Raw genomic sequence first — 12,745 nt, 5'->3', positions numbered from 1 at the left:
TTCCTCTTTTCTCCCTAGAGACAAGGAAGGTAGTGCGGGAAATGCGGAGTCAACACCTCAAATGAATCGCTTATTTATAGACATAAAAAATTGAGAATGGTATGAGTTTGATATTTAAGATAATCAAAATATTTTGCATGCTTTTTGGTGTGTCATCGGTGGTGACAGCGATGTTTATACTATTTAACAATGCATACTTTAATGCAAGTTTTCAGATTGATACTGAGTTAGCGGCAAAATTTGGTGATTTTTTTGGAGGTTTCATTGGAACCATCTTTGCAATATTCAGCGTTCTCCTCTTGATTTATACAATAGCGTCCCAGCATTTAGATACATCAAAAAACGGCGCGCGCGACAGATTCTTTAAAATGCTTGATTACCACAACGAAAATATTAGGGGGCTTCGAATACCAAGCCTGGAAGCAAGCAAAAGCAGCATTATTGAGGAGGGAAGAAGAGCATTTGTAGTTTATAAAATCCAACTTAAGCGTCTGCTACAGGCCGTTACAGAGATTGATAAAGAGCTATCTTTGGACCTAACAGATGCACAAAAAATCGATATCGCCTATATGTGTTTTTATTACGGGCAAAGTGATACGTGGATAGGCTTTATAAGCCACAAACTCTCATTTCATCCTGGCGGGAGAATAATAGCTGAAATGATGCTCGACAAGGTGAACGCCTGTAAAGATATAAAACTTGGAAGGACGAATCAAACAGAATTAAGCAGTTACTTTCGAAATATGTATAACGCAATAAAGCTAATTGACAATGATAAGTATCTCTCTGGTAGTGAAAAAATTGATCTGGTAAAAATTTATAGAGCGCAGCTTTCGAATCCTGAACTGTACGTTTTATTTTTCAACTTGGTATCCAGGTTTGGTAAAAAATGGAATGAGCGCGGATATGTCGATAAATACGAGCTGCTAACAAATTTACCTATAGCTTATTGTGACGGCTACGATCCAAAAAAATATTTCAACATAAATTTCGAGGAGGATGAAATTGAGCCTTGGGCCAAATAAAAAATGCCTCGCCGGCGCTAAAGGGGACGGATTTGTTTTCTTGTCTAAGAGAAATAAATCCGTCCCCTTTGTTACTCTGATCGGTTTTTTCGATTACACGGATGGAGATTTTTTGTCCGCTAGAGCCTTAAGTATCAGTTCAATGGGGCTTGAAAATGGGATCTCTATTAAGCTTCCAGGTTGTGATGATCTGAATAAGCTTTCAAGTATCAATCGCCTGTCTTCGTCGGCCTTAAGCTTTCCTTCGTTTAATAAGGCTAGATAAGTTTTTGTGAAGGTGATCCGTTCTGCGGCGTCAAGAGCAAAGTGGGAGTGGGTATTGAATTGCCGAAGTGCAATTCTTATTAGTACTCCAAGCAGGGTGATAAGTAGTGCGGCTCCTGCAAGGTCTGCTATCGCGAGTGATAGTTCTGAGCTGGTATGCCCAAGTAAAAGCTGTTGTTCAGATTTTTGAATGGGGGTGACGGCATTAATAGATGGTTGTGTGGTTGGGTGAATAGTTTCCCTCTCTGCTTGTGCATGCATGTATTTTGAGAGGCCCGCTGCACCGCCATAGCTGTAATATGTAAGCATTGAAGCGAATGTAATGATCATGCACAAGACTACGGCAACAAACCATAGAACCTTAAAGGTTGAATGAGATTTCCTTCGCTTAATCCAATACTGGACCGAAGCATCAAGGTCTATCTGATCATCGTAGGCAGCCTTAGCGGAAGCCAACCGTTGCTCTGCTTCTTCCAGCGAATGGCTCGCCGCCTCTTTTGATTTTTTTGCATAGACTCTATATACGCGATTTCTTCGTTTAAATGATCGTTGTATAGCGGATGCGTTGCTGTTTATTTCTGTAGTTTTTTCTTTGACTTGTTCTTCAAATTTCAATTCTTGAGTGTTTATATTTGTCAGGCAGATATCTGCGTCATATGAAAATTTCTCTAGTATTTTGTCAAGTCTCTGTGTTCTTGATTTTCCGATGAGTCCCGAAACGTCAGTGCCTGCTAACGCGATTTGAATTGCTAGCGTTCTTTCATAGCTAAGTTGCGGATTGTCGGCGAAAGTCTGAGCTGCGTTGTTCGTTCTGGCAATTTTTCTATTTTGTTCGGATATATAAATTAATAAGAGGGCGGCAACGATATTTCCATAATGCTCGCGAGTCTTTTGGATTAGTAATCCTTCCTTGCTTGTTTTTTCAAGGTAAGGGTCAGCCTCGCTGCCCAGAACGAAGTCGTTATATTGGGGGTGGTTCGGGTCGAATCTGTCTTGTAAAGGTCTTAACTTGGAAAAAAAGTAGAGGTTGTATAATTCATTAGTTTGGTTGCGGTGCGCATTCTGTGGGTCAGCTAACCATTTCCAATTATCAATTTCGCTTTGTATATAGTCCCGAAAGTCTGCCTCACTTTTAAATGTTACTTTTTTACCACTTATGAGTGTTGTGACCGGAGACGGCTTTTCCATATGTAATTCTCGTTCCCTGGTGATGAATCAGACGATGATAGCTGAATGGGGCTTTACGTTGGTGCCACACACTCTCAAAGTGCTCATTCAATGCGACTATGCCAGCCGGCACCACTAGGATTGCGCGTCGGTGCAACCGTCGATGTATTCAATGCCGCTTAAAACAAAGCCAGTCACCGCCATCCCGGCCAGAGTCGCATCCAGCAGCGGTGGCAATGGATCTGGTTCTTTTGGCATTCCGACCTGTACGCGAGCAGCATTCGCGCTCCGACCCAGTTCTGCGCTGTTTTCTAAGTTCATCATTACGTTGCCCCTGATTGCGGGATAGCGGCGCCGTTCCTGCGGAGTGAGGGCCACTCCCGGTCGCCGCATGGGGGTTACAAGCACATGCATATCTACCTGCAATTTAATCGCCGTTTTGCACGTCGAGCAATGCTTCCACTGCGTAGGCCTCGGCACCATTCGCCTGCTCCAGAAGATCGTTGAGATCTTCACGATCGATGACCTGTGCTCGGCGTAACGCATGGGCCTGGCTCAAAAGCGCCTTGTGATATGCACCAGGTGCAGCAAGTAGGGCGATGTCGTCCCGCTGTAGCAGATGCCATTGGTAAAAGGGACAGATTTATTATTGGATAAGGCTTGGCGACTAATGTCGGGTGAGTTCGCCCGTCTTTATTCATTGAATGTCTTTCAGGTAATCCTTGAGCGCAACGAGCGGGCCATCAAGCCGCTCCATGGTCTGAACACTGGCAAATTCCCCCACCAACCTCCCCAACTCCCGCCCCAACGGCTTATCCACACCCCCAACCGCCTCCAGCGCCAACCCCACACACTCACCCACCTTCACCTGAATCCCCTCAACATCCCCCCGCCGCACCAGCAACTCAAACACATCCCTCTGGTAATCGCCCATCACCAGATCATCCCGCAAAATCGGGCTCTGACCTTCCGATTCGTAAGCCAGTTTGAGGGAGAAGAGGGCGACGGTTTCCAGGTGCAATTCCATGGGGGGAATCCTTGTGAAATGTTCCCGTAGTGCGGGTAGCGTGGAAGAGAAGAGCCGGATCAAAAGCATCGCCAGCAAGCCGGCTCCTACGAGTCGGTGGGGTGTCAGGTACTTTTTCGCAGGCGAAAAAAAAGGCCTTGCTAAGCAAGACCTTTCTTAATTTTGGTGCCCGAGGGAGACTCGTGCGTTCCATATAAATCGTGTCTTGTAGCGAGATTCGACATGCTGGGATACACGTGGGGATACATGCTGCTCGATTCTAGACGAGCGTTGGTATAAAAATTAACGGTAAGCGCCGACACTATCAATTCGTTTTTGAGGCGTTGAACTTATGCGCGATGGAAAAGGCCGGGCCTAATTCGTCCAGTAACGCGGTTAGGGTTGCCACCAGCTGTCCAATCGTTTGCTCGATTTCGGCAGCTCCTGCCGACGAGTACTCACGTTTAAGCTCGTTCACGTCTACCGAACCGGTATCCACGTTGAATTGCTCTATCCCCACGAATATTCCCAGCTCACGACTAGAGTAAGCGCTTGAGTGGATCAACTCATTTCTAGGCCCACGGTAGCTATTCACGGCGTCCGCTACCGCGCCCAAAGCACTATACAATTCAGGGTGCTCTGTTTTTGTGGCTTTCTGAACAAAGCTATTTCCTCCCATCGCCTCATATTTTTCTGAGGGCAGCAGCAGAGAAGCCCCAACCAGTCGATGTGCCCGATCCACCAATCCAATTACTCGAAGCACGAAGTTCTCATAGTGGTAACGATAAATAGCTGGGCTCGGGGTTGGCTCGGAACCAAGCTCAGTTACGAATCTGCACGCTAGGCGCAAGGAGACCAACGCGGTGTCTAGCTCATCAACCCGTGCAAAGACTCCGGTGGCGTAGGTCTCAATGGCTGAAACCTGAAAGCGATCTTTGCCTTCAATATGATTGGTTAGACCTTTTGCGCAGTAGCTGTGCATGTGGGGAAAAAGAACAACCAAGCTAGGATGATCTACCAAGTTTTTGTCTGTCGATGTATCTCTCAAATCGTACCTTCCTTAATCTGTCTAGCTTCTCTGGGACGATCATAACGCGGTCAGCAGGACTGTTTGATCACCCAATGCTGAGATCCCCGCAGTTAGGTCAGGTCCTTGATGAGTCACGGGTTTCTGTGCGGAAAAGCGCCGGGGCCCCTGGCGCTTTTCGTCTTACACGGGGTCGGAAACCCGCGGGATCATGGTAGCGACAGGCACCCTAGCTTACTGAAATTTCAACCTTGAAATTGAAAAGGATCTCGAAGAAAAAAGGCACATCTTTGCAGTCTTTGTAAGGATGGCATTCGGTGTGGTTGATTGCGAATACTGGAGGGCTGTCAATCACGATGAGGCGTGCCAACCACGTAAGCCTGTCAACCAACTAGAAAAATCCAGCAGCTAACACGAAAGCGCGGTTTCTTCGCCCCGTCTCAATCCAAGGTGCAAATGTGCTGGGGAAACAGTTCCCCCCGGCTCACCTGTTCACCAAGCAGGGCATTTTTCCGCTAACTCGACCACGCGGGTTTCCGACGAACCGTTAATAAAAATCTGACAGGGTCTCCGGTGCCTCAGTGCCTAAGCTGTGCACTTACATCGCTCACACGACAGCGTGGCTTTCCGGTCGCGAACTACTCCGCTCTCTACTGGGGGAGGAGTACCAATTTTGAGAGTGCGAATATTAATCCAAAACGGAATGAAAGCAGGGTTGGCGCTGGTGGTGATCGTGCTGACGGGGAGTGGGGGAGTATTTGGTCTAAAAGCCGTGTTACGAAAGTTACAGGTGTTACTAGCATAGCTAATCTAATGATTTTTAAAGATATTTTAGTTGTTACACTCATTCGGGATACTATTGTTCTGTGGGGTTACAGAGTTGGGTCGTGTTACAACCTGAAGTGTATCGGCCTGTTTTATCTTGCAAGAGGCGTATTCCATGCCGCTTTAAAAGTTTCCTGAGCATACATTTTAGCAAACGTCATTTAGCAGGTTGTAAAGCGACAAGGCTTCACCGGAAATGTTCTGGCGCCCGTTTGTTCATGCTTTTAAGAGAAGTTTTGGATATAAGTGTTATAGAGTTTGTGAATTTGTGTATTTACTTATTTGCAGTCTGGTGCTATTATCCCGCGCATTTTATTTTTTTTGGGTGGGTATTCTGTGCTTGTCGATGAGTCTCTTCAGTTTGATGAGGTGCGCTTATTAAATAGCGAAGAGCGGAGGAGAAGTCTTGGCGCCTTTTATACCCCAAGCTATCTGAGTAAGTTGCTGTGCTCGTGGGCAATTCAAAAGAAAGATGATGTGGTTTTAGAGCCAAGTTTTGGTGGGTGTACCTTCTTAGAAGAAATCGCATCTCGGTTTTCAGATCTAGGCTCAGGTGATCCGCTAGAAAGTGTATATGGATGTGATATCGATAAAAATGCTTTCGTGAAGCTTGACTCGCTAAATATAGGTTCGCGTGCGAGTAATTTTTTACTAAAAGATTTTTTACTGTTGAGTCATGAAAATTTCTGTGTGGGAAAGGCCGATGTGGTAATTGGCAATCCTCCGTATATTGGGAACTCACAAATTGGACCTGAGCAGCGAAAAGTAGTAGAGCTGTGGAAGGAAACTTGTGGCGTAGAGTTGGAAGCACGGTCAAGTCTTTGGGTTTATTTTTTTATTCACAGTCTCAGTTTTCTTAAACCCGGAGCGAGGCTGGCATTCGTATTGCCAGGTAGTTTTCTTTCAGCTGATTACTCCAAGAAAATACATGAAATATTGAAGAGTCGTTTTGACCGATGTCTGGTCGTTTCGCTTGCCGAGCGAATCTTTATAGCTGAAGGTGCAGAAGAAAGAACAGTTATTTTGCTCGCTGAGGGATATAGAGAAACCTCTTTTGAGCAAGGTGTTGTGAAAATTGCTCACTCACCGTTACTTTCTGGTCTTCCAAGTTTGTTCGGTGAGTGGAATCTTAATTGTTGTAAATTTGACGATTTTGATAGTGTGGGTGTCGGGTCTTTTATAGGTCGTTCTGCAACAGATAGTTTTTTTTCTTTGAATGAAAAGCTCCCAAGTATTCAGTTGGGTGATGTGGCAACTATAAATATTGGAATAGTAACTGGGGATACAAAATTTTTCATTCGGACGCTAAATGATTGGAAGGAGCTTGGTGTTGATCGGCGCTTCTACAAATTTGTTGTTCCGAAAATAAAAGATATAGCAGGAATAAATCTGACGAAAGCGCAAGCAGAGTCTTTGGTTGAATCTAATGTTAGATGTCTACTTTTAGATACGGCCAGTGTTGATCTTTCCTCAGAGGTTGTTTTGTATTTGAGTCGCTACCCTGAAGAAAAAAGAGGGTTGGCAACTTACAAAAAGAGAACAGTTTGGCATCGGCCAGATGATAATAGAATTCCGGATGGTTTTTTTACCTTTTTAACGCATAATGGTCCTAGGCTTGTATTGAATGGCGCTAGGGTGAACTGTACGAACTCTGTGCATAGAATGTTTTTGAGGGAAAGACTAAGTAGTGTTGAGTTGAAGCTTATAGCTTTATCTATTCTTTCTACGTTCACTCAGACTCATGCTGAAATTATCGGTCGCCCTTGTGGCTCTGGTGCTTTGAAGCTTGAACCAAAAGATGCTCTGCAACTTAGGCTTTTATATCCTGATGTCGTCGATAATGAGGTAGTCAATGGCGCTTTCAAAGAGGCTCAGAAAGCATTGTCTAGAAATCCTCCTGACGAGTTAGGTGCGCGTAAAATAGCTGACTTAGCTTTAGCAAAAATGATAAAGGTAAATTTTGATGATGAGCTCATGCAGCTTGAGCGAGCTCTTCAAATTGCTCGTGAACATCGCAAGGGCAACGTCGATCTAAATGTTTTCTAGCGGGAGCTACACAGTATGGATATTGCTAGCCTAAAAGAAAATCTCGCTGAAGCACTTGGTGAGGATGATGTTGATTATAATAAAATATTAAGCCTTGCAAATGAAATTGCAAAATTCGATAAAGAAAATGTACGTTTTTCGGTTGATGCTAGTCATATTTCAAGGCTAGGTCATGAACTCGTCTCTAAGCAAGAGACTGCTGTCGCTGAACTTATTAAGAACGCATATGATGCAGATGCTGAGATTGTAAAGGCAGTTTTCAAAAATACTCACCGGGTCGGCGGTGAACTAGTAATAACTGATAACGGCTTAGGGATGAGTCGTGAAGAGCTGATTAATGGTTTTATGCGGATCTCTACGAGGGATAAAAGCGATAATCCATGCTCTCCAAAATACTCCCGACAGCGAGCAGGTAGAAAGGGGATAGGTAGATTCTCAGCTCAGCGCCTAGGAATGCGTTTAGAGTTATCAACGCGGCGTGAGCAGGATGATACCGGAATATGCATCGATATCGATTGGAATAAGTTTGATGAGGTTGGTGATCTGATTTTGGTTTCGAATCAGATCAGAGTCGATAAAGATGTGCCAGTTGGAACGAGGCTAAGCATTAGTAATCTCAAAGATTCATGGAGTAATGCACAGATTCAGCGAGCTTACCGATATATATCTGATCTCCTGCAGCCTACGCCACTGCGCTTTTCCCCTAATAAAAAAGAAGGTGACCCTGGATTTAGTGTGGAGTTTTATGAGGAGATTTGTGGCGAAGAAATTTTGATTGCTAGTGAACAGCAAAATATCTTAGATAATGCTCACGCGATATTGTCGGGATACGTTGATGAACAGGGCGTGCCTTTTTTCTCGCTACACTCAAAACGATTTAATATTGATATAAATTCTGAGCGGTTATTCTCAGATGCTAGAGTTAAAACAGTATTTGATGCTGATGTAATTGATTATACACTTCTTGCTGGGGTAAGTTTTCAAGCTCATTATTTTATTGAGGATGATTTGCCGGCCGGCTATCGAAATATAGTCCGAAACGTTCTGAAGAAAAATGGTGGTATCAGAGTATATCGAAACGGCTTTCGTGTTCTCCCATACGGTGAAGCGCAAGATGATTGGCTGGGGCTGCAGCGTTCCTCTGCGCTGAGACAGCTTTTACCTCCTCATGCGAACTCTAACTTCATAGGGTTTGTGCAGTTAACCGATTTGGATGGTGCTAATTTCGAAGAAACTGCAAGCCGTGAAGGACTTATTGAAAATCTTGCGTTCTCTCAGCTACAAGACTTTACTTACAAGTCTTTGATGCATGGCGTAATTAAGATTGCACATGCTCGCCGTAAAAAGATTTTTGCCAGTGATGATCCTGTTAACAAAGCTCCAAAAGATAGAGTAGAGGACCTTGCAACTAAGATTACTTCGCTCGTAGAGACGTATAGTAGTAATCATGGCAGTCGTCAACCTGCCGAGCAAGCCAGGCTTGAAGAAGATGCCACAGAGATTATTGAAGAAATTGTATTGCTAAAGAAAGACACTCAAAATCTCCTGGAGGAAGTAGGGATGTTGCGAGTTCTCGCCAGTCTTGGTCTGACTATTGGCGAGTTTACTCATGAGACTAGGCATGTTCTATCGGCCCTCTCTGCGGGGATATTCAAGCTTATTGCATCAAATCCAGAAGCCCACAGTTTTAAAACGCTGCAGGAGAATATTGAATCTCTTCAAGCGTATATGCGTTATTTTGATAAGGCGGTAACGCAAAACTCGCAAAGAAATCTTAGTGTTCACGAAGTGAGGGATTTGCTAAGTGATTTCGAGCAGGTCGTTTCGTCAGCGCTTAAGCGACAATTTGTGTCGCTAGAGATCAATGTGAAAGATTATGACTTGTTTGTTAAGCCGAGTCATAAATCAGAGTGGGCATCAATATTTTTTAATTTGTTCACGAACTCACTAAAGGCTATAAATAGAGCCCGAGTTTTGGGCAGCATCCTGATTGTTGCTGGGGAAGTTGATGGTTCTAGGCTCTACATAGACTTCATCGATAATGGCGACGGTATAGCCGACGCTAATAAAGAAAAAATATTTGATGCGTTTTATACAACAAGTACGCCTGCCGATGCTTTTGCGGATGATGATGTGCACATTACAGGGTCCGGATTAGGGCTTAAAATAATAAAGGATATTGTAGAAGAAGCTGGTGGTGATATTTACATATCCACGCCTCCTGAAGGTTTTTCAACATGTATTCGAATAGAATTTCCAAGGGCCTCGGATGAGGAGATCCCAGATGACTTGCGTTAAATATTTGTGCGTGGATGATCAGCCGGAGCAATATATACAGCCTCTGCTCGATCAGTTGAGTGGATATAATGCTGGGTTGCAATTTGAACGTATGCATCCACAAGAGTTCGTTCATCAGTTTGAGCGAATAGAGGGGCTTGCTGCGCAAGGACAGTGCTTCGGACTACTTGTCGATCTTCGGTTGGATCAAGATTTAGACTCTGAGGGTAATCGTGTTTATTATCGCGGCCCAACACTCGCCCAAGAGTTGCGCACACGTATGGCAGAAGGTGAACTGCCAAGCTTTCCAATTGTATTGTGGTCGATGAATGACAATATTGTGCATTCATATGCTCCAGATAGCTCTTCACATGATTTGTTTGACGCTGTTTATGCCAAGGACGATGGTAGACACCCCTTGGATGAAACTGTGTCATCAGAGTTGGTTACACTGGCAGTAGGTTACCAGGAGCTTACAAAGTTACAAAGTGAGGGGAACCCTATTCCGCTCGACGTCGTTATTGGTTTGGTTGACGGGGACAGGGATTATTTAGATCCTCGTCTCATTTCTTATCTTAAGGGTAAAGCTGTTTATGAGTTAGCCGGCAAGGTGGTAAATACTTTGCTTCGCTCTGAAGGTGTATTAATAAGTGAACTTATGCTCGCGTCGCGACTCGGCGTTGACATCGGTGAATCTGGCGCTCAGTGGGGTGAGCTAATTCAGAAGTTGACTGGATGTTATTACTCCGGTGTATTTCATGAGGCGTGGCCTCGTTGGTGGATGCACCGGATTGAAGCATTCTGGGCTGAATTGGTCTCGCATAAAGGCTCTCTGCGAAAGTATACTGCTGCTGAGCGAGTATCGGTACTGAATGAAAAACTAGGTATTAAATTGGTGGCCGCTACTCCCATAGCTGAAAGTTATAGTAGTAGATATTCTACATTATGCGTTGCAATGGAGCGCCCATTGGACCCAGTGGACGGCTTCAAAATTAATACTTCGCGACAAGATGCTTGGCAAGATAGCCGCTACGTCTCCGCTCATGCAGTACTAAATCGGGTAAGGAAGACTGAGTGGAGCCTTGATCCCTTGGAGGTAGAGCGATTCAAACAGCTTATGGATAGGCTTAAAAATGACAAAAAAGTGTAAGCCTGATTCGTTTAGAAAACAGCTGGCTGCAGAGCTAAGACTGCTTGGGGGCGTGCTCGAAAGAAATGCCGGTGAGGTTTGCTTTGATATCGGCCCGATTTTTCAAGCGGCTAGTATGTGCACTAGTTCAAAGCCATATGGAAGTGAGTCGTGGGGTTATCAAGTTGATGATCTTCGTTTTAGAGTAAAGACGCCTCAAAAGGTAATTCCCAATACGGTTGGTGATTATCTGCATGTTGTAATGAATTTTAAAATCCAAGGTAAGTGTTCGAATGAGTTTTCTGATCTAATTAAGCTGCTCGAATTTAGCATCATTGTAGCTACCGATGATGGTGCTTACTTGTCTTCTTGGCATTTTGATAAGCACATCGTTTCTGACGATGGCCAAGATGAGGAGCCGGAGGATGCACATCCTTTGTACCACTTTCAGTATGGGGGTAAGAATCTTTCTCCGCTTGGTGGTAATCATGGCGGCATTCTAATACTTCCTTCTCCCCGTATAGGACATCCTCCAATGGATGTAGTCCTTGCGATTGACTTTGTTTTGTCTAATTTTGCGGGGGTACATTGGAAGAAGCTGAGGGATAAGCCGGACTATAGTAATCGTTTAAGTGAGGCTCAAGATAAATATCTAAAGCCTTATATAGAAAATATGTTGTCTTGGTGGAATACGGGGCGTGAGTCTGACTATGTTAGAAGTCTTTGGCCTCATTTAATATAGGTTCTACCTGGGTTTCAATTTGTGAGATTGTATTTGACGGAAAGCAAAAAATCGCACTGGTGCGATTTTTTGCTGTGTTAATTAGCAGCGGAAGTTAATGGGCTTCCGTTCGGTATTAGTTTTGACGTGTTAGCTTGTGAGTGATAAATGTTAATTCTGCTTTTATCGCATTCACAGTAAGTGCTTGTATTTTTGTTGTTTTGTCTGAACGGTCATCAATGACATTCAAAAGTGTAGTCAGGTATACCTTTCTGGCCGTTAAGGCATCGGATTGCTTCGAGTTTCTCTGAGAGCACACACTCATGTTATTTGTCCTTGAGTTTGATAGCAGTCTGCATGCACAGGCTGCTCTAGATGAGGCAGGCGTTTACATCATCAGCAAAGCTTCTATGCTGTGTTCTTTGGCTCTGTCAGCAAGATCGTTCCAATTCCAATTACCCAAGTTCTCTCCTTCTTCTGGAACGACTAGTTTGAAAAGCCCCACCTGATCCCGGTCAATTAGATTGTAGGCGGCCCATAGCTTGCCCCCAACGTCGAGCAACGCTTGAGCCGCCTCGTTCCATTTCTCTTCTAGAGCCATATGCGCCAGCTGTAGCGATTTTTTCTCGATCTTACTGTGCTCCTCCTGAGCCTCAGTGATGTGCTGATCCACTGTGACCAACTCTTGCTCCAAGGCCGTGATGATCAGTTGTTGGCGACGGTGGTGTTCGGTCGCGGTCGCGAGATTTTTCGCGGCCTTCTGCGCTTCTGCGTTGGCGCTCTTCTCGCCCTCTGTATCGCCCCAGGCGACCGCTTGCGCATAGGCTGTCGCCGCCTCCGTCTCGGCCCGGCGCGCCGTTGCCATGTCGTCAAAGGTTTGCTGGCGAATTTCGTCCAGACGAGTGCTCAGACTCTGGCGTTTTTCATTGAGCTCCTGTTCGTCGGCTTTCCAGTTCGCCATGGCCTCGAGGTAGTCGGCCATCAGGGCTTTGCGGTTCGCGAGGTTTTCACGACGATGGATTTTCCGATTAAGCATATGGATCTGTAGATCCAGTGAGTCGATCTTCCTTTTCCGATCGTTGTACTGATCCCGAACTTCGCGTTCCCGGCCTTGCTGGATAGTTTCAGGGCTTTCAAGTGCCGCCTCATAGGGAGCGAGTGCGGCTTTGAGACTTTCCATCTCAATTGACAGTTGTTCGTGTAGGTCTTTCAGTTCTTGAAGTTCATTCATTTGACTGTCTCTTTGAAATTAGATTCT

At 44.8% G+C, this 12,745-nt stretch carries 11 protein-coding genes; 5 read left to right on the top strand and 6 right to left on the bottom strand.

Annotation, left to right across the window (positions count from 1 at the left end; all coding sequences use genetic code 11):
* Positions 1 to 101 precede the first annotated feature (101 nt).
* A complete protein-coding gene (locus AB7M25_RS25170) occupies positions 102 to 1,025 on the top strand; it encodes a putative phage abortive infection protein (RefSeq protein ID WP_454238128.1) in 924 nt (307 codons plus the stop codon).
* Between the two features lie 93 nt (positions 1,026 to 1,118).
* Here the strand turns inward: AB7M25_RS25170 and AB7M25_RS25165 are convergent, their stop codons facing one another.
* From AB7M25_RS25165 to AB7M25_RS25145, 5 genes are all read right to left on the bottom strand, one after another.
* The gene (locus AB7M25_RS25165) at positions 1,119 to 2,477 is read right to left on the bottom strand and encodes a DUF6161 domain-containing protein (RefSeq protein ID WP_454238127.1); all 1,359 of its coding nucleotides are present in this window, start codon (positions 2,475 to 2,477) and stop codon (positions 1,119 to 1,121) included.
* Positions 2,478 to 2,591: 114 nt separating this feature from the next.
* The gene (locus tag AB7M25_RS25160; RefSeq protein WP_454238126.1) at positions 2,592 to 2,780 is read right to left on the bottom strand and encodes a hypothetical protein; all 189 of its coding nucleotides are present in this window, start codon (positions 2,778 to 2,780) and stop codon (positions 2,592 to 2,594) included.
* Between the two features lie 103 nt (positions 2,781 to 2,883).
* Positions 2,884 to 3,015 (bottom strand): hypothetical protein, encoded by a 132-nt coding sequence (locus tag AB7M25_RS25155; RefSeq protein WP_454238125.1) that lies wholly within the window; start codon positions 3,013 to 3,015, stop codon positions 2,884 to 2,886.
* Between the two features lie 138 nt (positions 3,016 to 3,153).
* The gene (locus tag AB7M25_RS25150; RefSeq protein ID WP_454238124.1) at positions 3,154 to 3,483 is read right to left on the bottom strand and encodes a hypothetical protein; all 330 of its coding nucleotides are present in this window, start codon (positions 3,481 to 3,483) and stop codon (positions 3,154 to 3,156) included.
* Positions 3,484 to 3,787: 304 nt separating this feature from the next.
* The gene (locus AB7M25_RS25145) at positions 3,788 to 4,510 is read right to left on the bottom strand and encodes a Cthe_2314 family HEPN domain-containing protein (protein ID WP_454238123.1); all 723 of its coding nucleotides are present in this window, start codon (positions 4,508 to 4,510) and stop codon (positions 3,788 to 3,790) included.
* 1,086 nt (positions 4,511 to 5,596) lie between these two features.
* Between AB7M25_RS25145 and AB7M25_RS25140 the strand changes: the two genes are divergently transcribed.
* From AB7M25_RS25140 to AB7M25_RS25125, 4 genes are read left to right on the top strand one after another with little or no spacing between them, the layout of a single operon-like run.
* Complete coding sequence (locus AB7M25_RS25140; RefSeq protein ID WP_454238122.1) at positions 5,597 to 7,360, top strand: HsdM family class I SAM-dependent methyltransferase; 1,764 nt, start codon at positions 5,597 to 5,599, stop codon at positions 7,358 to 7,360.
* Positions 7,361 to 7,375: 15 nt separating this feature from the next.
* On the top strand, positions 7,376 to 9,658 hold the full coding sequence (locus tag AB7M25_RS25135) for a sensor histidine kinase (RefSeq protein ID WP_454238121.1): 2,283 nt from the start codon (positions 7,376 to 7,378) through the stop codon (positions 9,656 to 9,658).
* Positions 9,645 to 10,787, top strand: a complete 1,143-nt coding sequence (locus AB7M25_RS25130) for a hypothetical protein (protein ID WP_454238120.1) — start codon at positions 9,645 to 9,647, stop codon at positions 10,785 to 10,787. The genes AB7M25_RS25135 and AB7M25_RS25130 overlap by 14 nt, the downstream gene beginning before the upstream one ends.
* Entirely contained in the window at positions 10,771 to 11,508 is a 738-nt protein-coding gene (locus AB7M25_RS25125; RefSeq protein WP_454238119.1) for a hypothetical protein, read from the top strand. Before AB7M25_RS25130 ends, AB7M25_RS25125 begins: the two co-directional genes overlap by 17 nt.
* Before the next feature lie 367 nt (positions 11,509 to 11,875).
* Here AB7M25_RS25125 and AB7M25_RS25120 read toward each other — a convergent pair whose 3' ends face one another.
* The gene (locus AB7M25_RS25120) at positions 11,876 to 12,718 is read right to left on the bottom strand and encodes a chromosome segregation protein SMC (protein WP_454238118.1); all 843 of its coding nucleotides are present in this window, start codon (positions 12,716 to 12,718) and stop codon (positions 11,876 to 11,878) included.
* Positions 12,719 to 12,745 lie beyond the last annotated feature (27 nt).

Source organism: Pseudomonas sp. AP3_22 TE3818 (assembly GCF_053628995.1).
This window is presented reverse-complemented; position numbering and strand designations above follow the sequence as displayed.

What these genes read in the sequence shown, in the direction of transcription:
- AB7M25_RS25120 (WP_454238118.1), bottom strand. Translation starts at nt 12,718, where the DNA reads ATGAATGAACTTCAAGAACTGAAAGACCTACACGAACAACTGTCAATT.
- AB7M25_RS25165 (WP_454238127.1), bottom strand. Translation starts at nt 2,477, where the DNA reads ATGGAAAAGCCGTCTCCGGTCACAACACTCATAAGTGGTAAAAAAGTA.
- AB7M25_RS25160 (WP_454238126.1), bottom strand. Translation starts at nt 2,780, where the DNA reads ATGATGAACTTAGAAAACAGCGCAGAACTGGGTCGGAGCGCGAATGCT.
- AB7M25_RS25125 (WP_454238119.1), top strand. Translation starts at nt 10,771, where the DNA reads ATGACAAAAAAGTGTAAGCCTGATTCGTTTAGAAAACAGCTGGCTGCA.
- AB7M25_RS25150 (WP_454238124.1), bottom strand. Translation starts at nt 3,483, where the DNA reads ATGGAATTGCACCTGGAAACCGTCGCCCTCTTCTCCCTCAAACTGGCT.
- AB7M25_RS25130 (WP_454238120.1), top strand. Translation starts at nt 9,645, where the DNA reads ATGACTTGCGTTAAATATTTGTGCGTGGATGATCAGCCGGAGCAATAT.
- AB7M25_RS25170 (WP_454238128.1), top strand. Translation starts at nt 102, where the DNA reads ATGAGTTTGATATTTAAGATAATCAAAATATTTTGCATGCTTTTTGGT.
- AB7M25_RS25135 (WP_454238121.1), top strand. Translation starts at nt 7,376, where the DNA reads ATGGATATTGCTAGCCTAAAAGAAAATCTCGCTGAAGCACTTGGTGAG.